Genomic DNA, 21,466 nt, shown 5'->3' with positions numbered 1-21,466 from the left:
TCCCCCTTCTTATTTATCAGATGGATAAGAAGTAATGATCTTATATCCTAAATCTCCTGACTTATCTCTCGCCAAAACAGTAACAGTTTTTACTAACTTGTCTTTTACATTCATATTTTTCTTTATTACCGTTTTTCCAACTGGGAATGAATGAGTTGTATTTAATACGAGACGAGCCTCTTTAGAATTTTTTAACCAATCTTGAATTTCCTTATCATGCTGCTTCAAACTATCTTTTACAGCTTTCGTCGCTGTTTCCTTATCATAGTATGTACTTGCCGCAGATACTTTATCTGTCTTCAAGCGATTCTTCAAATCCTCTTCTGATTTTCCTACATGTCTTTCAATTGTATGACCATTTTTAGGTGGCCCTTCCATTTCATCTAAAATATTATCACTAATTTTTTCTACTGATGTCGATTGATTCCCTGTTTGTTTCTCTATTTTTTGTTCTTTTCCTGCACATCCACTTAAGATCAACATTAATGCCAATAAACTACTCAAGAAAAGACTACTTATTCGTTTCATCATATCACCTCTTCCATGATTATTATCGTAACTTCACTAAAAGTCAATTTCACAACGAAAAAACATATACATTTTTAAAATTCCTCATCAATTTTGCCATATTACCACCCTAATTTCATCAAACTACTATTTCGGACCCTCTCTGAAATATACCCCTATGTTTTTCTGATTATTTCCCGACTTAAATCACCGCTTAAAAACACCGAACAAACCTTTTAAATACAGGGTTTTTTCGGTATTTTCCAAACTATAATAATATACCCCCTTACTTTATATACCCAATACCTATATAAGGTATATAAGGTATTTTGTCAACAGTTTCCTACATTATGTAAATTTGCACTTGCTTACACAATAGAAATATGGTGTAATGCAAAAAAAGATAAAGGATTTTAAACAATGGCTGAAACAATTCAAAACTTCTTAACAGACTATTATTCAATCGCAATTCCACTTAGTATCTTAATTAACGTCATCATCAGTCTTTTAGGTTTTATCCCTAGTATTTTTTTGACCGCCATTAACATACAGCTCTTTGGTGTAACAAACGGAACCATTATTTCGATCGCAGGTGAGGCATTAGGGGCTATTATCTCGTTTTATATTTATCGTATAGGCCTTCAGAAATTCACTCACAACAAAGTAAATAAGTATCCAAAGGTAGAACGCCTACTTTATGTAGAAGGTAGAGAGGCCTTTCTACTCGTTCTATCGTTTCGATTCATACCTTTCATCCCGTCCAGTATCGTTACTTTATTTGCCGCTCTAGGCAAAATGTCATTACTCTCTTTCAGTATTGCCAGCACAATAGGTAAAATACCGGCTTTGTTAATCGAAGTATATTCTGCCTATCATGTCATGAATGGAACGAATGAAGCGAAGTGGATTGTAACAATCGCGGGGTGTGTTGGATTGTTTTATTTGTGGAAAAAATGGAGAAAAAAATAAAGAAGGAGCATAGGCTCCTTCTTTATTTTTGAAGTATTTTATTAATAATACTCTCTTAAACCCTTAGTTTACACCAACAGCACTAAATGATTGCTTCACTGCTGCTACTTCCGCAGAAGTCGCACCATATAAATCAGCTGCAGCTTGTACTGCACCAGCACGAGCTTGGCTAAATGTAGTAGATTGCGTGAAATATTGTGTATTTGCACGGTAATAAATTGCACCTAACTTATCTTTACCAATACCAGTTACAGTTACACCAGAATGTGTACCACCATTTGCTAATAAATAAGCTTGTTTGTTAATGATACCACTGTTCGTATGAACTCCACCATTGTCACTAGTACCAGTGTAACGCTTAGAGTAATGGTCTGGATCACCATATTTCGTTGGATCACTCATAGAGCGAAGCGCATCTCCTGCTTTACCAGGCGTATAAATATCTTCACCAATTTCCCAATCTGGGTTACGGTTATCATAATACTCTACTAATGTACCAAAAACATCTGAAATAGCTTCATTTAATGCTCCTGATTCATTTTGATAAATTAAATCTGAGCTATACTCTGTAACAGCATGCGTTAATTCGTGTCCAATTACATCAATACCACCAGATAATGAAGTGAACGTTACACCATCACCATCTCCGTATACCATTTGTGAGCCGTTCCAGAATGCATTATTATACTTACTTCCGTAATGAACTGTTGATTTTAATGGTGCTCCTGCATCATTAATAGAATTTCTATTAAAAGTAGCTTTATAATAATCGAGGGTGTTGCAAAACTCATAAATATTCAAAAATAAATGCATAAAAAAATCCGGTTTCCTGGAAGAATGATAGTACCCTAAACTATCTCCAGAAAGGACGGATTTACTAGTATGATAACCAATTTTGATCACAATCAATCCATTTTACAAATTTTATTTGCCTACGTAGACAGTTTAACCATTGGAGGCGTTCCGCCTATTACAGGCCGCCCACCTATCTGTAGAAAAGCTTTACTCAAATGTTTTTTTGTGAAAACGGTATTCCAAATCAATTCATTACGCAAGTTAACTCGCTTTTTGCATCAATATCCTTCATTTCGTGTATCTTGTGGTCTTTCCTTTGTTCCTCATATATCCACTTTCTCACGTGTAGGAACTTGGTTTCGCAATGAAGGTATTCCGTTGATTCATAAACAAACTCTTGAAGAAATGAATTTAGGATTAATTCCGTGTGTTTTAATTGATAGCACTGCCTTACGGAGTAGTTTATATGATTCCCAAGCAAAATGGGGGAAATCTACTCGTTATGGTTGGTATGGTCAAAATCGCTATTTATTACATGTTCAGCTAGTTTTTCTGATTCATAACATTGCATATTTATTTTAGTTTTGCAACACCCTCAATAATCATATGTTTTACCTGCATAGTAATGAGCATCTACTGCTGCTGCATCATACGCTGCATTGAAAACATTATCTGCATCTACCCATAAAGTTCCTGGCAACGTAGTACGATTTTTCGCATCATATGTGAAAATTGTTGCCCCGCGTGTATTATCTTGTAAGTAGTAAGATGATCCAGATAACGTTGTATTAAGCGATTTCGTATCTCCTAATACTCCTTTACCAGTTCCTACTTTATTTGTTCCTGTTACAGCTGGCTTTGCTTCCTGTTTAGGTGCCTCTTGCTTAACTGGTGACTTATCTTCATTTGCTACATGATCCAGTTTATTATATTTATTTAATACTTTACCGCTGTCTGCTTCAATGAAATAGTAGTAGTTTCCTGGGCTTGGATCTAAGAAGTTTAGGTTTACAACGTATGCATATGTTGTTTCTTCACCATTTTGATATACATATAAGTCCGCTTTTGGTTCTACCTCATATTTCGGTGTTACACCTAAATCTTGTTGTGCAATTTCAATTGCTTTTGCACCTTCGATCTTATTTTTATTTTTCAACTTGTCCTTTTTGTCTAAATCAGGCGCAACTGTTCCAGACAATACTTTTAAAGAGCCATCTTTACTTACGTGAGCTACTTGCGTAGAACCCCATACAGGTACTCCTTCATATACTTGTTGCATACGTACTACTGTTGAATCAGTTACAGCATCTTTTTTCACTTGTTTTACTTTGAAAGAATCTTGCGCACTCTTTTCCCCTAACTTATAATCACCTTTTGCTGCGTTTAAGTAATCAAACACAACAGATTCTGCTTTCTTACCAGTCGCTCCAGTTAGATCACCAGAAATAAACTCAGGTGATTTCACCGTTTCATTGTACTTCTTCGTAGAGAGCACATTTTTAGAATCCGCAAATGCAGAGCCTGTCCCTCCAAACGTTGTAACTGCCATTCCTGCCGCTAACACTAACGCTAAACTTTTCTTTTTCATGAATCTTCCCCCTAATAAATTATTTTGTAACTACTCAGCTTCCTCAGACAAAAAAGCATGCTAAATACATGTTTCCAATTCGAAAACATGAAAAAAAATATGCCCATAAGAGAAAGAATCTAGATCGAATCGAGAATTTCTCTTATGAAATCGTGCAATTCCAAGGAACCGTTCCGGTTTCTATAACCTGACCTATCGCTTGTAAGACAGATTGTTTTTGTTTTTTCATGGTGCTTATAAAGCTTCGTATCTGACAAAAAGATTCTGCGCCTTTCTTACTTCGAAACGTTCCAGACACTTTCTGTTTGACTTTCGTCATTCGAATATCCCGTTCTGCTTGATTGTTATCAAATGGAATGTCTGGATGTTCTAAAAATGCTAGAATTCTGTCAGCATATTTGACGAAGCGATTCCATAAATTTTGAGCAGGCGTCTGTTTTCCTTTCTTTTTTGGTTCTGAAGAAAATACTTGTTTTTCTTTTAATATAGCTTGATAGGCAGTCGACAGATTCTCTTGCTCTGCTTTTGGCAGGAGTCCTTTGTATTGTTTTTTTAGCGTTAAGGCTTGCGTTAAAAACTCCTGCATCTGTTGTGCCCATTTTTCTCCGGTACTATCTATAATTCCTTGTAAATCTCGTAAGAGGTGGGCATTACATAATACGTGACGACAATCTGTATACGCATCATATGATTTCCAACCATCATGCATCGCGATTCCAGAAAAAGACGGCAAGATTTCTCCAGCATCCATTGCTTCTTTTCCGCGTTTTTGATGAATATGTTGCAATGTCACCTCCGGTGTACTGGCAGTATGTAACCATTGTGTTTTATTTTCTACACGCATACCGGTTTCATCAAAATGGACAACAGAAGACTGAAGGATCTGGTCTTTTACTTCTTGGAGAAAAGGCTGCAATTGAGCCGAAAAACTGTTTGTATGATTGACTAACGTTCCTTCACTGATAGAATGTCCAAAACAATCTTGAAAGAATTCTTTTGTTCTTTTTAAAGAAAGACACTGATAATGCGTTAAATAGGGGATTAGTCTTTTTATATTTGGACCATATTGAACAGGACGAGAGACAGTAGAAGGAAACTGGGATTCTTGAATAGAATGGCAATGTGGGCATTCTTTTTGTTCCACTTTATGTTCCGTCACTTCTATCTGGATAGGTGGTAAATCATACACTTGGCGAATGCGGTATCCTTTTACAGGCTCATGGTCTAAAGAAGTATAGCAACAAGTACAATAGGTAGGAGAATATGTAATTGTATGGTCTGGAGTCGCTGTCAAACCAAGAGTATGTCCTTTGTGGCCCAACTGGCCACCGGTTTGACGCTGGGATGATTTTCGCAAACTTTTTGTAATAGGCTTACGAAAACCATCTGTAGAGGGTGGTTTATGACTATTTGTAGAGTTTTTTTTTGAACGATTTTCTAATTCTTCTATACGCTCTTTTAAATTCTGTATTTGACTTTCTAATTGATGAACAAAATCGCAAATAGCTTGAGGTCCCTTTTGATAGACAGCTAGAATTTCTTGTTTTTTCAACATAAATACCACCTCCTTGTATGATATATCTAGTATTCACACAAAAAGTACATATCAGACTAGTAAATGAAAAAAGCCTCCGTGAGGAAGCTGAGTAGTTACATTATTTTTTTGAAAAAGAGTAGTTTTATCGTAGCACTATGTTTCCACTATTAATATACTAAAAATTCAAATAATTATTTTCTCAAGTTTTGTAGGATTTTGGGGAAAAAATATTGAGAAACCCCTTTCCGATTGGAAAGGGGTTTCTCATTAAGAATTTATTACTTCTATTACTTCTTTAGCTTGACCATACATATCTCCAGTCCAAGCATATTGAGGTTCTAACACTACTAATATAGCCACTAATGCTAATGCACCAAAAATCATTTTCTTCATATTCATCTTCCTCCCTTTTCTTCTAATAAATTAATAGTTAGTCTATAATACCGATTACTTTCTCGGAATTCTAATACTTCTTCATGATATTTTGCTAATTCTAAATATACCTTTTTTAAATCTTTTTTATTTTCCTCTTGCTTAAAAAATGTTAAAGCTTCTGTTTCTAAAAACTTTTTATACACCCCCTTCTCTTCAAAATATTTATATTGAAGTATTAAAAGTGTATATAACATACTTTTATACTTCTCATCTCTTTTCGCAACTTCTATCCCTTTATTAATCCACTCTTTTACTTCTTCAAATTCCTTCAATTCAATACATTGCAATGCAATCTCATATACAGCATCAATGTAATCTAAATCTTCTTCCTTCTTGTATTGTAAACATTGTAAATAATACTCTTTCGCTTTTGCATAATCCTTTAAATGGTAATGTAAATACCCCATGTTATTTAGAGCAATCGCTGTTATGTTATCTTTATCCGCAAAAGAATTAGCCTCTCTTAAAATATTTCTATAAATTCCTAAAGCTTCGTTATATTGTTTTTTCTGTATATAACTTAAACCTATTAATAACTGGCAATTAATCACATGACGAAATTTATATTCATTCTTAAAGCCTTCCATAGCTAAATGAGCAAAATGTAAAGCCATATGTTCTATTTCTAATTCATTATAAACAAGAGCTAAATTATAATAGATTCCAGTTTCATAATAGCCTTGTTCTTTCGCCATCACTTCAGTTTGAACTAAATAATCTAAGGCCGTTTTATATTTATGCTGTAAAAAATAATATAGACCTTTACTATACGTATATAATAATTTCTGAAATGGCGAATACTTTTTGTACATCTTTTTTAATCTCTCTAATTCTTCTTCAACAGCAAGAAAATCTCGTTTCATAATTAAATAACGCGTATAAAGCAGTCTATAATAATTTATAATTTCAAAATCCAAAACATGCTTCATTTCACCTTGTAATTCTTCATATATGCGCTCTACTTGTGGCTTGTCCAAATGAACTAGTGCATTCAACCATTCATCCAGCTTCCCCTTCACATCTTCTTCTACATCTCTCAAATCCGTCACGGCAATTTCTAACCTTGTGCAGAGCAATTGTAGAATTTCTTCTGATGCCTCGATCTTTCCATTTTCGATTTTACTTAAGTATGAGACAGAACAAATGCCCTGACATAATTCTTCTTGTGTCATTTTTTGCTGTAGCCGTTTATAAAAGACTTGTTTGCCTATTTTTTCTAATGTTTGTTGCATTGTCCTCCTCCATTCTCATTACCCCCATTACTCTAATAATACATAAAATCTTGAGAAATATAAATTGATAAATGTTAATTTTCTAAAAAATATGCAATATTTCATTTTTTTCCCTCTTGACTCTACTTTCATATCCATTCTTTGCTACGAGTGATTAAAAATTGGTATACTATAACCAAATTATGGAGGTGGTTTCGCGATGACTTATTATAAAGACGATAGCTATGCCTTACATACAGATTTATATCAAATTAATATGGCTTATACATATTGGAAAGATGGTATTCATAATCGCCGCTCGGTGTTTGATTTATACTTTCGAAAGCTTCCATTCGAGAACGGTTATGCTGTTTTTGCTGGCCTTGAAAAGATTGTAGAGTACATAGAAAACTTCAGCTTTACCGAAAGCGATATCGCTTATTTAGCAGAATTACAATTTGAAGAAGAATTCCTTCATTATTTACAAAATATGGAATTCACTGGGACCGTTCGAAGTATGCAAGAAGGTGAAGTGGTATTTAATAACGAGCCTTTATTACGTGTTGACGCACCGCTCGGCGAAGCACAAATTATTGAAACTGCCCTGTTAAACATTGTGAATTACCAAACATTAATTGCAACAAAAGCTGCTCGTATGAAGCATGCTGCAAATAACGATGAACTTTTAGAATTCGGCACAAGACGTGCCCACGAGTTTGATGCTGCTCTTTGGGGCACACGCGCTGCCTTTATTGGTGGTTTCTCATCTACGAGTAACGTACGGGCGGGGAAGCGCTTCGGAATACCTGTAGCAGGCACACACGCTCACTCTTTCGTTCAAGCATATCGCGATGAATATGTCGCGTTTAAGAAATACGCTGAAACTCATAAAAAATGTGTCTTTCTCGTTGATACATACGACACTTTAAAATCAGGTGTTCCAAATGCGATTCGCGTCGCGAAAGAGTTTGGGGATCGTATCGATTTTTATGGAATTCGCCTTGATAGTGGTGATATGGCTTATTTATCTAAAAAGGCAAGAAAACTACTAGATGAAGCTGGGTTTACAAATACAAAAATTATTGCTTCTAGCGATTTAGATGAATACACAATTATGCACTTGAAATCTCAAGGCGCAAAAATTGATGTATGGGGCGTTGGAACAAAATTAATTACGTCCTTTGAACAACCAGCGTTAGGGGCTGTCTATAAACTAGTTGCGATTGAAGATACTGATGGAAAGTTAAATGATACAATTAAAATTTCATCTAACCCTGAAAAAATTACCACTCCAGGACTGAAACGAATTTATCGCATTATCAATCGAGTTAACGATCATGCAGAGGGCGATTATATTGCATTAGATTCTGAAGAGCCAGGAAAAGAAGAACGTTTAAAAATGTTTCATCCTGTTCACACGTATATAAGTAAATTTGTAACAAACTTTGAAGCACGCGAACTGCATAAAGACATTTTCATTAACGGCGAAAGAACATATGAATTACCAGATATATTAGATATTCAAAAATATAACGAACAGAGTCTCGCACTATTTTGGGAAGAATATATGCGAACTTTAAATCCCGAAGAGTACCCTGTCGATTTAAGTCAAGAATGTTGGGATCATAAAATGAATTACATTCAAACTGTTCGAGAACAAGTTGAAAAAAATATACAAAAATAAAACAGAGAAGCTTTTCCTTCTCTGTTTTTTTCAATACGATATGTATCTTTGTGGAAAATATATTAAAATAGTACGACAAATATTTTTTATTTTTAATATTACGTTATTTATTTATAAAATAATATTTGTTATTATTTTATTGAGTCAATTTCAACAAAATAACCTAAAAAAGAGGACGCAGGTTGCGTCCTCTTTTTTATAAATCTTTCACTCGTAGTACACGCATTGCATTTAACACTGCAAGTAGTGTCACACCAACATCTGAGAAGACAGCTTCCCACATTGTTGCAATACCAAAAGCACCAAGTAATAAAACTAATCCTTTTACCCCTAATGCAAAGATGATATTCTGCCATACAATGCGTCGTGTGCGTTTTGCAATATTTAAGGCTGTTGCAATTTTTGAAGGCTCATCAGTCATAATAACGATGTCTGCCGCCTCAATCGCTGCATCTGATCCTAAACCACCCATCGCAATACCAACATCTGCTCTTGCTAATACCGGTGTGTCATTAATACCATCACCAACGAAAGCAACTTTTTCTTTTCCGTTCTTCGCCGCATCAATTTTTTCAATCTCTTCGACTTTTTGTTGCGGTAATAGTTCTGCGTGAACTTCATCTAAACCTAATTCTTTACCAACAGCTTCACCAACGGATTTTGCATCACCCGTTAACATGACTGTCTTCTTAATACCTAGTTCTTTTAATTTTTGAATTGCTTGTTTTGAATCTTCTTTTACCTCATCAGAGATAACGATATAACCTGCATATTCCCCATCTACAGCAACGTGAACTAATGTACCTACCGTTTCTGGTTGCTTAAATGTAATGTTTTCTTTTTTCATTAATTTAGCATTACCTGCAAAAATTTCTTTTCCTTGTACTTTTACGACTGTACCGTGACCAGAAATTTCGCTATACTCATCGATTATTTTTTCATCAATTGATTTTCCGTATGCCTTTCGAATAGATTGTGCAATTGGATGATTAGAATACACTTCAGCAAATGTTGCATACTCTAATAATTCTTCATTTGTAATACCTTCGCTTGATTCCATTTTTGTAACTTTGAAGACACCTTTTGTTAATGTTCCTGTTTTATCAAAAACAATATATTTCACATCATTTAAAGCTTCTAAATAGTTACTTCCTTTTATTAACACACCACTTTTAGATGCACCACCAATTCCTCCAAAGAATCCAAGAGGAATAGATACAACTAACGCACATGGACAAGAGATTACTAAGAACACTAAAGCTCTATAAATCCATTCTGAGAATGTAGCTCCTTCTAAAATAAGTGGTGGAATAAACGCCATGATCGCTGCTGTAATAACTACAACTGGAGTGTAGTAACGCGCGAACTTCGTAATAAAGTTTTCTGTTGGCGCTTTTTTACTGCTTGCATTTTGAACTAAATCTAAAATTTTTGATACAGTTGATTCACCAAATTCTTTTGTCACTTCAATTGTTAATACACCATTTTGGTTCACAAAACCACTTAATACATCATTTCCAACTTCGACTTCACGTGGTACAGATTCACCAGTCAATGCTGAAGTATCTACCATTGATGTTCCTTCAACTACTTTTCCGTCTAATGGTACTTTCTCACCAGGCTTCACGATAATATAATCGCCGATTTGTACATCTTCTGGTGATACTTGTTTCGTTTCATTTCCAACCTTCACATTCGCATAATCAGGACGGATATCCATTAATGAAGTAATTGACTTTCGGGAGCGATTGACCGCAATACTTTGGAATAGTTCCCCTACTTGATAGAATAGCATTACCGCAACAGCTTCTGAATATTGTTGAATCGCAAAAGCTCCTAGTGTTGCAATTGCCATTAAGAAGTTCTCATCGAACACTTGGCCGCGAGTTATGTTTCTTACCGCTCTCCAAACGATATCTCCGCCTATTAATAAATACGCAAGGACGAATAACGGAATTGTTATCATTTGTGGTAAGCCCGCTAATGCAGCAATTGCTGTCAAAATTCCGCCGACCACTAATCGTCCTACCATCTTTTTCACATTTGCTTCACCATGGTCGTGACTATGTCCGTGGTCATGCCCACCTTTTTCTTCACGAACAACTTTTACATCTGGTTCTAACTTTTGAACGATATTTGTTATATTTGCTACAGTCGCTTCTAATTCTCTTTTATTCGCTACTTCAACTCTTAATTTCTTTGATACGAAATCAACAGTTGCTGCTGAAACAGTGGGCATTTCTTTCACTTTATTTTCAATCTTCATCGCACAGTTTGCGCAATCTAAACCTTCTAATATAAACACTTCTTTTGCTACTTTTCTGTTGTTTTCTTCTTGCACTTTAATGTGCGGTTCTAATTTTGTAACGAGTTGTTTTGCTTCTGTAACAACTTCGCTTTCTGTATTTTGTGCTGTTTCTAAAACCATTGTTTTTGTCGCGAAATTTACAGAGCAAGAATTTACTCCTTCTATATTCCCAACGCCTTTTTCAATTTTCATTGCACAGTTCGCACAATCTAAACCTTCTAACACCAGTTTCTTTTTCACTAATGCTTCAGCCATCGTTCTCCCTCCTCGCGTTCTTTTTATTCTTCCTCGTTTACGTGTTCAAACGCTTGCTCGAAGATATGAATTACGTGCTGGTCAGCTAACGAATAATAAACGACCTTTCCTTCTTTACGATTCTTTACAAGTTTCGCTTGCTTTAACACACGAAGCTGATGCGAAATAGATGATTGTGTCATTCCTAATAAATAAGCTAAATCACAAACACACATTTCAGCTTCAAATAATGCATGTAATATTCTCGTCCGTGTACGATCGCCTAATACTTTAAATAATTCTGCTACTTTACTTAAACTTTCATCAGTTGGAATTGTTTGTTTTACTTGATCAACAACTTCTTCATGAATTATCGTTTGAGAACATGTCTCTTGTGGTGTTTCTACTTTATTTACAGCCATTATAGCTCACCTCTTCATTTGAACATATGAACAATTATTCATATATCTTATACTCTTATTATATGAGCGTCCATTCATATGTGTCAATGAAATCTCATACATTTTTCCGAACATTTTGTTCACATTTTAATAAGACGTACACATATTTTCCGCATCCATTACATTCTCATACAAAAAAGGATGTACATTTTGCCCAAAAGAAAAAAGCCTTGCGCGCTCCCTAGACGCACAAGGCTTACTATACTTATATCCCTTTTAATTAGCTTGTTCTAAATTATCCTGCGAACTTCCATCGTCTTTTAAATGACTATGTTTTTTCGAATAAACAAAGTATACAACTACTCCGATTGCTAACCAAACACCGAAGTATATCCATGTTTTTAATGGTAAATTTACCATTAAGAATAGACAACATGCAACTGAAATAATCGGTAAGATCGGTACAAGTGGTACCATAAATCCACGTTGTAATTTCGGATGCGTTTTACGAAGAATGATAACAGTTACACCAACCATGGCGAATGTTAATAACGCTCCAATATTCGCTAAATTCGACAATTCTTTTAAATCGATAAATCCAGCAATTAAAGCACTACCAATTCCTGTTAACCAAACTGAAAATGTTGGCGCTTCAGTCTTCTTGTTAATTTTCGCGAAAGATTTTGGCAATAAACCGTCACGGCTCATTGCGAAGAATACACGAGTTGTTGCATAAATGTAAGCGAAAATTACAGCCATAATACCAATTACAGCTCCAATTGCGATTATACCTGCTACTTTGTCTTGTCCTACAACTTCTAACACATATGCCATAGCTTCTGGTACATCTAATTCTTTATAAGAAACCATACCTGTCATAACGAGACAAACTACAACATAAATGATTGTACAAATAACTAACGAAGCAATAATACCAATCGGTAGATCACGTTGCGGATTTTTTACTTCTTCAGCAGAAGTTGCTAATGCATCAAATCCTAAGAAAGCAAAGAATACTGCTGCTCCCCCTGCGAACACTCCACTTAAACCGTACGGTGCAAATGGTATCCAGTTTTCTGGTTTCACGTAGAATACACCAACTGCAATGAATAAAACAACAATACCAATTTTAATTAATACCATTATGTTATTCACACGCTTACTTTCTTTCGTGCCTCGTGATAATAACCAAGTTATCACTAACGTAACGATAACTGCTGGTAAGTTTACCATACCACCTTGCGATGGAATCGTTAACAAGGCTTTAGGAATTTCAAGTCCTAATCCGCTCACTAAATTATGGAAATAACCCGTCCATCCTCCGGCTACTGCGGCAGTCGTTACGACATATACGGATAACAATGTCCATCCCATTAAATGGGCAACAAACTCACCAATTGTTGCATATGAATATGTGTACACACTACCTGAAACAGGAAGTGTAGATGCAACTTCTGCGTAACATAAAGCTGCAAATCCACAAACAATTGCTGCAATCATGAATGAGAAAATAACTGCTGGACCAGCATCTCTTGCTGCTACTAATCCAGTTAATACTAGAACTCCTGTACCAATTATCGCACCAATCCCTAGCATTGTTAGGTCAAATGCCCCTAGCGTTTTTGTTAAAGTTTTACTTTTACTTTCCCCTAACAATTGCGTAACGGATTTCTTTTTAAATAGGTTGGCCACGATGTATGCCCCCTTTTGCCAAGAAGAGCTAAGAGATCTTCACTCTTAGCTCTTATCATGTTGGTTTATATATTGTTCGATTTTATTTTGTATAATGCTGCTATTAGCAAGATACTGTTTCTGCTTCTAATAATTCTTTAGCACCTTTGTACTCTACACCGTGAGCTTCTGCAACTGCTTCGAATGTTACATAGCCGTCTAATGTGTTAATACCTTTTAGTAATGCAGCGTTTCCTAGGCAAGCTTCTTTGTAGCCTTTGTTAGCAATTTGTACTGCATATGGTACTGTTACGTTTGTTAATGCAAGAGTTGATGTACGTGGAACCGCACCTGGCATGTTTGCAACTGCATAATGAACAACGCCGTGTTTTTCGTAAGTTGGGTTATCATGAGTTGTAATACGGTCAGTTGTTTCGAAAATACCACCTTGGTCAATCGCGATATCTACAACAACAGAACCTGGTTCCATTGATTGAATCATTTCTTCTGTTACAAGTTTTGGCGCTTTTGCACCTGGGATTAATACTGCACCGATTACAAGATCAGACTCTTTTACAGCTTCTGCAATATTGTAAGGATTAGACATTAAAGTTTTTACTTGGTTTCCGAAAATGTCATCTAATTGACGAAGACGTTCTGCACTTAAGTCGATGATTGTTACATCCGCACCTAGTCCAACTGCAATTTTAGCAGCATTTGTACCAGCTTGTCCACCACCGATGATTGTTACTTTACCACGTTTAACCCCTGGAACACCTGCAAGTAAAATACCTTTACCGCCTTTGTTTTTCTCAAGGAATTGTGCACCAATTTGTGCAGCCATACGACCAGCTACTTCACTCATAGGTGCAAGTAATGGTAGAGAACGGTTTTCTAATTGTACTGTTTCATATGCAATAGAAACAACTTTCTTTTCGATTAATGCTTTTGTTAATTCTGGTTCTGGAGCTAAGTGTAAGTATGTGAATAAGATTAAACCTTCGCTGAAGTGTTTGTATTCGCTTTCAACTGGTTCCTTAACTTTCATAACCATTTCCATGTTCCAAGCTTCTTCAGCTGTATCAACAATTTTTGCTCCCGCTTCAACATACTGAGCATCTGTGAAACCAGATCCTAAACCTGCACCCTTTTGAATGAATACTTCGTGATTGTTACGAATTAAATGTACAACACCTGCTGGTGTCATTGCCACACGGTTTTCGTTGTTTTTAATTTCTGCTGGTACCCCAATACGCATAATGAAATGCCCCCTTATAATTAACAGAAAAAAGAGATTCTTTTTTCTTTTTGTAATAATTAATAACTTATGTCCTTATTCTAGCATAACTTAAAAGTTATGAAAACGCTAACATACCATTTTTTTAAAGTTTATATATTTAGAATAGAGGGTGTTGCAAAACTCATAAATATTCAAAAATAAATGCATAAAAAAATCCGTTTTCCTGGAAGAATGATAGTACCCTAAACTATCTCCAGAAAGGACGGATTTACTAGTATGATAACCAATTTTGATCACAATCAATCCATTTTACACATTTTATTTGCCTACGTAGACAGTTTAACCATTGGAGGCGTTCCGCCTATTACAGGCCGCCCACCTATCTGTAGAAAAGCTTTACTCAAATGTTTTTTTGTGAAAACGGTATTCCAAATCAATTCATTACGTAAGTTAACTCGCTTTTTGCATCAATATCCTTCATTTCGTGTATCTTGTGGTCTTTCCTTTGTTCCTCATATATCCACTTTCTCACGTGTAGGAACTTGGTTTCGCAATGAAGGTATTCCGTTGATTCATAAACAAACTCTTGAAGAAATGAATTTAGGATTAATTCCGTGTGTTTTAATTGATAGCACTGCCTTACGGAGTAGTTTATATGATTCCCAAGCAAAATGGGGGAAATCTACTCGTTATGGTTGGTATAAGGGATATAAAGCTCATGTCTGTTCTACACCAGAAGGTGTTGTATTGTCGTATGCATTTACAACAGCGAACGTACATGATAGCAAAATGGCTCCTGTATTGCTTCAAGATATACAAAATCAAAATGTGTTATTTTCCATTGCAGATGCTGCTTATGATAGTCAGCGCATTTATGAAATTGCAAAAACATGTGATATTTTTGCGGTGAATCCAATTAACCCACGTAATGGCGAACAAAGCAAAAGTACACATCGCCGTGTATTATCTCATTTTGCACAAACCATCTTTGGCAAACAGTTGATGAAAGAGCGTGGGAAAATTGAACAACAGTTTGGTCATCTCAAAGATAAAGGGCTGGAACAGCCACGTTGGTATGGTCAAAATCGCTATTTATTACATGTTCAGCTAGTTTTTCTGATTCATAACATTGCATATTTATTTTAGTTTTGCAACACCCTCTAGAATAGTGTAAATATATGGAACATTGATTCTATTAGTATCTTCGTTCTATTTCATTATCTATCACTCTATTTTTATTATACGCCCTAAAAATAAGAAGCAATCATTTATTATTCGACAATAATGTAACAATGTAAGAAACCTAAGTATCGACGTATACATATACACTTATTACTGTACACAATACTTTAGAGATATATTCTTTTCCTAAAAAAACAACTGCAGGCATTTAGCCCGCAGCTGGGTAACTTATAAATAACTTGGAAAATAAATCATCTGTTGTTTCAGTAATTTTATCAAACAAATCACTTTCTTCCGCTTCTTGCTCTTTTAACATCTTAATTGTTTCACGTGCATCTTCAGGATAATCGGTAATGATACCATCTACGTTTAATTTATAATATCCCTTTAAACTTTCCATATCATTTACCGTCCATACGTAAATCGGCTTGTTTAACTTTCTTGCTTCTTTTACTAATTTCTTATTTAACATGTATTCTTCTGCTACATAAAAATCAGCTTTCACATTCTTTAAGTTAGCTCTACTTGCATACAGTATATATCCTACTTTTATATTGGGATTTGCACGTTTAAACTCTTTAATAAGCGGATAGTGTAACGTTTGAATGACACATTGCTTCTCAAATTCATTATCTTTAATCACTTTTAATACTTTGTTTACGAAATCTTTTTCGCCACCATGAAGCTTCACTTCAATATTAAGTTTGATTTTGTCCTTTGACAGCTTAATAATCTCATCAAGTGTACTTATTTGTCCTGAAAACCCATCTTGACTAAGAGTAAGCTGTCTTAACTCGTCCATCGTTAAATCTGACACATGAACATTAGCATTAGCAAGACGTTTTAGCTTCAAATCATGTATAACTGCTAGTTCACCGTCTTTCGTTTGCAGTACATCAATTTCAGCATAGTCTGCTTTCGCATCAATAGCCCCCTGCACAGCTTCTTTCGTATTCTCTACACCTTTTGAAATATAACCACGATGAGCCATAATAATTGGTTCTTTATATGTGTTTGTAATAAAGGTCACAATGAAGGCAACTACCATTCCCGCAGTAATAATTCCTACAATATATACGCCAATAAATTTCCAACGATGTTTTTGGAAGAAACATTTATCTGCTTTCGTTTTCGAATAATCTAATCCTTCTTCTAATAAAACATCTTCAACTGGAACCTTTTGTAAATACAATCGCGTAATCGCCATAATATAAAATGGTGTCACGATAAAGCTAAATAAATACAATGTACTCGTTAAAAACACAGACATCGTTGATTCCGCTAATAATGCAAATGTCCCTGCTGGGTTTGTAAATTCATATACTCCCCACAGACAAAGTAAATAAATTCCTATAAATAAAAGAAAGACAATTCCTACAGATATGAAAAAACCTAATAAAAAGAATAATACTTTAAAAAAGCTTTCTTTTACTAAGTTTGCACTTTTTCGTGCTGCGGTGCGGAACGGCTTTTCCTCTAAAACAATAATAGGTAAAACAAAGATCCAACGAAGATTTAAATAGGCAACTACAGCAAAGAAAGTATAATATCCAACTTGACCCATTGTTGTCTTAAATAGTTCGCCTGTAATAAAATTAGGAATTTGAATCTCAGGAATCAATGCAGATTTATACCCCGTACTTAATAGTGGTAATAACACAACTGCGTACAAAACAAATCCTGGTAAGCAATATGTAAAAAGGGAAGGTAAATACGTTACTGTTTTATACAAAATCGGACGTAATCTCACCTTTTGCCTTTTATGAGCAAAGTACGAAATAATAATAAGCACCGCAAATTCCGTAAAGATAAGAAACAGTGCTAACAATGATAAAATTACGATTGCCAATATGCCGTATGGCGTCTTTAAAAACGCTAATAATTCATCATTCGTCGCATTTGCATAACCACCAAAATACAATAACTTATTAAAAATGATCCCAAATAGCGGGACAAATACAATCGCTGCTAATAATTTATAAGCAAGTTGAAAGGTTAATACATTCCAAAAAGCAAATCTAACTGTTTGAAAGGAATGTCCAATTACTCCTGGTATAGATAGTCTTTTACGGTGTTGCATATATTCCTCCACATTCTAAAACGATATTTGAGATGGATTCCACATTTCCATTTCTAATCCATCTTTTTAATAATAATATATTCCGCTTAACATGAACACTCTTATACATACAATGAAAAAAGTGATGGTTACTCCCCATCACTTTTTTCATCTACTCTATTTTTTCTCTAACCCTTGTCCAAATGCTTTCAAGAAGCTAAAACCGAATGTAATGGCTCTATTGATATCTGGATCTTTTAACACTTTAAAGAAATCCATCACTTTTGTTTTTTTGCCACTATTTAATTCATCTGTTGCAAATTGTAATCCAGTGACTAAACTCGATGTGATTTGCTTCGTTACTTCTGGGTCAACTGAGGATAGTGCTTCCCCCGCTCCCATCATATTGTTAAGTGCATTTTTAACTGGTTCACGATTTAATTGCTCCACAGCGATTTTTGAAACATCTTCCTTCGCAGCAAGTAAACTAATCGCCGCATCTAATATACCAGCCTTTTGCAACTGTGCTAAAAGCTGCATTGTTTCTTCTACTGCTTCACGATTATTAGATAGCTCATTTAGAAGTTCATCTGCTACTTGCTGTTTCTGTTCTTCCTCTGTTACAACTTTCTTTTTAATTAACGTAATTTCTTTCGCCACTATCTCCGCCCCCTAGTCCACAAGTGATACGTATTGTTTTCTTTGCCACTTTTGCTCGATTTCAACACCATTTTGCGGATTACGCTTTTTATCTCGCGGGTTCGAAGATGGTAACGGGCGGTTTCCTTTTTCACGTAACACACGCATTTTCACCATCGTTTGTTTATACGCCGGTGTACACGTATAAATGTCTGTTGCCGTCCCAGTTAAAATATTAATCGCTTCTTCATTTACTGTTGCATGCATCGGTAAATATAGCTCTTTCCCCGTTACACGATCTGTAATAAGCGCTTGTACTTTAATTTTCCCAAATGGTGATGCTAATTCCACAAGACCACCATCTTTCACATTGCGCTCTATAGCAAGTTCCGGTGAAATTTCAACGAATACTTCAGATACTTTAGATAAAATACCAGCCGACTTATTCGTCATATTCCCTTCATGGAAATGCTCAAGCATGCGTCCATTATTTAAAAGTAAATCATACTCATCTGGTGCTACAACCGGTGGTACCCATTCATCTAATGATAAACGAGCAAGTTTATCCGGGAAGTTAAATCCGTCTACATATAATAGCGGTGTATCGCTACCATCATGACTACCCCAACATAAACTATTCCATCCTTCTAGACGGTCATACGTCGCTTGAGAGTATAACGGTGCAAGTGATGCGATTTCGTCCATAATTTCACTTGGACTTTCGTAATTCCAATCCCCGCCCAGTGCACGAGCAACTTTTTGCAAAATCCACCAATCTGGTTTGGAATCACCAAGCGGTTTCAATACTTCATATAATCTTTGAATACGGCGCTCTGTATTCGTAAACGTTCCTTCTTTTTCTAAGCTTGGTGCTGCCGGTAAAATAACATCAGCAAAACGAGCTGTTTTTGATAAGAACATATCTTGTACAACGAGGAAGTCTAAATTCGATAAAATATGTTGTACATGGTTCGCATTTGAATCGACTAAAGCCATTTCTTCACCCATGACATACATACCACGTAGTTTTCCTTCTTCTGCCGCAAGTAACATTGCAATATTATTTAATCCTGGCGCTTTCGGAATAGTTGTACCATATGCTTTTTCAAACTTAGCACGAAGCGTATCATCTGATACTGCTTGATAACCTGGAAGCCAGTTTGGTAATGTTGCCATATCACAAGCACCTTGTACGTTATTATGTCCTCTTAATGGATATGCACCTGCACCAGGACGACGGTAGTTACCCGTAACAAGTAGTAAATTTGAAATTGCTGCTGATGTCGTACTTCCTCCTGTATTTTGAGTTACACCCATTCCCCAAAGTATACAAGTACCATCTGCTTCATATACCATACGAGCCATTTCTTTCAGATTTTCTTTCGAAATCCCTGTAATTTTCTCTGTATAGTCCAGCGTATATTTCTCTACCATTTTGCTATATTCATCAAAATTCTTTACGTTTTCAGCTATGAACTTTTTATCATGCCAATCTTGATCAATAATATATTTCGTAATACCAGCAAGCCATACGTAATCCGTTCCTTGACTCGGATGAATAAATAAATCCGCACGCTCTGCCATTTCATGTTTACGGAGGTCTGCTACAATTAGTTTTTGCTCGTGTAATTTATGAGCACGTTTTACACGCGTCGCAAGTACAGGATGTCCTTCTGTTGGATTCGCGCCAACGATAATGACAAGTCCTGCTTCAGCTATATCTTTCACTGTTCCAGCATCCCCGCCCATACCGACAGTTTTAAATAAACCATCTGTCGCTGGCGACTGACAGTAACGAGAACAGTTGTCTACATTATTCGTTCCATATATTTGTCGAGCTAGTTTTTGCATAAGGTAATTTTCTTCATTCATTACTTTCGATGAAGAAATGAATCCAAATGCATCGCTGCCATATTCAGATTTAATATGCTGCATGTTAGAAGCAACAACTTCTAATGCTTCTTCCCATGAAGCTTCAACAAACATATCTCCTTGGCGAATTAATGGCTTCGTAATTCGATCTTCACTATTTACAAAGTCCCATCCAAATTTACCTTTTACACATGTGGAAATACCATTAACAGGTGCATCTGAAACAGGTTGTACTTTCAAAATTTGACGATCTTTCGTCCATACTTCGAATGAACAACCGACACCACAAAATGTACAAACTGTTTTTGTTTTATTAACTTTCGTCTTACGCATCGCAGCCTCTACTTCTGAAACTGCCAAAATACTACTATATCCAGGCTCTACATCCTTTACAAAATCAATCATCGGATCTAACACATCTGGTTTTAATCCTGTCATGAATCCAGCTTCACCTAACATTGATTTTTCCATTAACGCATTACATGGACATACTGTTACACATTGCCCACAACTTACACAAGATGAGTCATTTATGCTTACACCATGATCCCATATAACACGTGGACGATCTAAGTTCCAGTCTATCGATATAGTTTCATTAACCTGTAAGTTTTGACATACTTCTACACACTGTCCACAAGCAATGCATTGATTTGGATCATACCGATAAAACGGATGTGACATATCCACTTCACAAGCACTTACTTTCGGCTCATACGGATATTTCTGTTCTTCGATTCCCATCATATGTACCGTGTTATGGACTTTACAGTTACCATTATTGTTATCACAAACCGTACAATACAATAAATGATTCTCTAATATTCGATCCATTGCCTCAGTCTGTGCCTCTTTTGCACGCTGGGACTGTCTTTCGATATGCATACCGTTCTCTAATTTCGTTGAACAAGCACGTAATAACTTCCCATTTACTTCTACAATACACGTATCACAAGTTTGAATTGGATCTACTTCTGGTACATGACAAATTTGAGGATGTTCCAAATTACTCTCGTTAAATAATTGTAGTATCGTCTTTTCACCCGATGTGGAAAATTCTTTACCATCCACGGTTACACGGACTGTCTGTTCTGCCATAGTTTCCCCTCTCCTTACAACCAACTGTACAACACA

At 35.7% G+C, this 21,466-nt stretch carries 14 protein-coding genes and 3 pseudogenes; 4 read left to right on the top strand and 13 right to left on the bottom strand.

All coding sequences use genetic code 11. The annotated features are described in order from the left end of the window. Positions 1–9 precede the first annotated feature (9 nt). Positions 10–528, bottom strand: coding sequence for an RNase A-like domain-containing lipoprotein (locus QCI41_RS21005; protein ID WP_353836778.1), 519 nt, complete (start codon positions 526–528; stop codon positions 10–12). 399 nt (positions 529–927) lie between these two features. On the opposite strand from QCI41_RS21005, the gene QCI41_RS21000 reads away from it, so the two are divergent. Beyond that, a complete protein-coding gene (locus QCI41_RS21000; protein WP_046953834.1) occupies positions 928–1,476 on the top strand; it encodes a TVP38/TMEM64 family protein in 549 nt (182 codons plus the stop codon). Positions 1,477–1,539: 63 nt separating this feature from the next. Here the strand turns inward: QCI41_RS21000 and QCI41_RS20995 are convergent. Next, positions 1,540–2,253, bottom strand: a pseudogene (locus QCI41_RS20995) (M4 family metallopeptidase); the annotation flags it as partial. A gap of 105 nt (positions 2,254–2,358) precedes the next feature. On the opposite strand from QCI41_RS20995, the pseudogene QCI41_RS20990 reads away from it, so the two are divergent. Beyond that, positions 2,359–2,811 (top strand): annotated as a pseudogene (locus QCI41_RS20990) (transposase); the annotation flags it as partial. A 58-nt stretch (positions 2,812–2,869) separates the two neighbouring features. On the opposite strand, the pseudogene QCI41_RS20985 reads toward QCI41_RS20990, so the two are convergent. The 4 genes and pseudogenes from QCI41_RS20985 to QCI41_RS20970 form a co-directional block, all read right to left on the bottom strand. Next, a pseudogene (locus QCI41_RS20985) lies at positions 2,870–3,859 on the bottom strand (PepSY domain-containing protein); the annotation flags it as partial. A 142-nt stretch (positions 3,860–4,001) separates the two neighbouring features. Further along, positions 4,002–5,414 (bottom strand): IS66 family transposase, encoded by a 1,413-nt coding sequence (tnpC, locus tag QCI41_RS20980; protein WP_353836078.1) that lies wholly within the window; start codon positions 5,412–5,414, stop codon positions 4,002–4,004. A 249-nt stretch (positions 5,415–5,663) separates the two neighbouring features. Next, a complete protein-coding gene (locus QCI41_RS20975; RefSeq protein ID WP_000738188.1) occupies positions 5,664–5,789 on the bottom strand; it encodes an NprX family peptide pheromone in 126 nt (41 codons plus the stop codon). 2 nt (positions 5,790–5,791) lie between these two features. Continuing rightward, positions 5,792–7,063, bottom strand: a complete 1,272-nt coding sequence (locus tag QCI41_RS20970; RefSeq protein ID WP_088082553.1) for a helix-turn-helix domain-containing protein — start codon at positions 7,061–7,063, stop codon at positions 5,792–5,794. Between the two features lie 199 nt (positions 7,064–7,262). On the opposite strand from QCI41_RS20970, the gene QCI41_RS20965 reads away from it, so the two are divergent. Continuing rightward, the gene (locus QCI41_RS20965; protein ID WP_353836779.1) at positions 7,263–8,726 is read left to right on the top strand and encodes a nicotinate phosphoribosyltransferase; all 1,464 of its coding nucleotides are present in this window, start codon (positions 7,263–7,265) and stop codon (positions 8,724–8,726) included. Between the two features lie 196 nt (positions 8,727–8,922). Here the strand turns inward: QCI41_RS20965 and QCI41_RS20960 are convergent, their stop codons facing one another. The 4 genes from QCI41_RS20960 to ald form a co-directional block, all read right to left on the bottom strand. Next, positions 8,923–11,289, bottom strand: a complete 2,367-nt coding sequence (locus QCI41_RS20960; RefSeq protein WP_353836780.1) for a heavy metal translocating P-type ATPase — start codon at positions 11,287–11,289, stop codon at positions 8,923–8,925. A 23-nt stretch (positions 11,290–11,312) separates the two neighbouring features. After that, complete coding sequence (locus tag QCI41_RS20955; RefSeq protein WP_000290207.1) at positions 11,313–11,690, bottom strand: ArsR/SmtB family transcription factor; 378 nt, start codon at positions 11,688–11,690, stop codon at positions 11,313–11,315. 255 nt (positions 11,691–11,945) lie between these two features. Next, complete coding sequence (locus QCI41_RS20950) at positions 11,946–13,361, bottom strand: amino acid permease (protein WP_001284892.1); 1,416 nt, start codon at positions 13,359–13,361, stop codon at positions 11,946–11,948. A 103-nt stretch (positions 13,362–13,464) separates the two neighbouring features. After that, complete coding sequence (gene ald, locus QCI41_RS20945; RefSeq protein ID WP_001219752.1) at positions 13,465–14,598, bottom strand: alanine dehydrogenase; 1,134 nt, start codon at positions 14,596–14,598, stop codon at positions 13,465–13,467. Between the two features lie 258 nt (positions 14,599–14,856). On the opposite strand from ald, the gene QCI41_RS20940 reads away from it, so the two are divergent. Further along, complete coding sequence (locus QCI41_RS20940; protein WP_353836336.1) at positions 14,857–15,726, top strand: transposase; 870 nt, start codon at positions 14,857–14,859, stop codon at positions 15,724–15,726. 244 nt (positions 15,727–15,970) lie between these two features. Here QCI41_RS20940 and QCI41_RS20935 read toward each other — a convergent pair whose 3' ends face one another. From QCI41_RS20935 to fdhF, 3 genes are all read right to left on the bottom strand, one after another. After that, positions 15,971–17,842 carry a glycerophosphoryl diester phosphodiesterase membrane domain-containing protein gene (locus tag QCI41_RS20935; RefSeq protein ID WP_353836781.1) on the bottom strand — a complete coding sequence of 624 codons (1,872 nt, stop codon included), beginning with the start codon at positions 17,840–17,842 and terminating at the stop codon, positions 15,971–15,973. Positions 17,843–17,998: 156 nt separating this feature from the next. Continuing rightward, the gene (locus tag QCI41_RS20930) at positions 17,999–18,481 is read right to left on the bottom strand and encodes a helical membrane plugin domain-containing protein (RefSeq protein WP_001040529.1); all 483 of its coding nucleotides are present in this window, start codon (positions 18,479–18,481) and stop codon (positions 17,999–18,001) included. Between the two features lie 12 nt (positions 18,482–18,493). Further along, the gene (gene fdhF / locus QCI41_RS20925) at positions 18,494–21,430 is read right to left on the bottom strand and encodes a formate dehydrogenase subunit alpha (RefSeq protein WP_353836782.1); all 2,937 of its coding nucleotides are present in this window, start codon (positions 21,428–21,430) and stop codon (positions 18,494–18,496) included. Between the last annotated feature and the right edge of the window lie 36 nt (positions 21,431–21,466).

The organism is Bacillus cereus group sp. MG4 (assembly GCF_040460055.1).
GTDB lineage: Bacteria > Bacillota > Bacilli > Bacillales > Bacillaceae_G > Bacillus_A > Bacillus_A wiedmannii.
The sequence above is the reverse complement of the archived record's forward strand: the minus strand, read 5'-3'. Positions and strand labels throughout refer to the sequence as shown.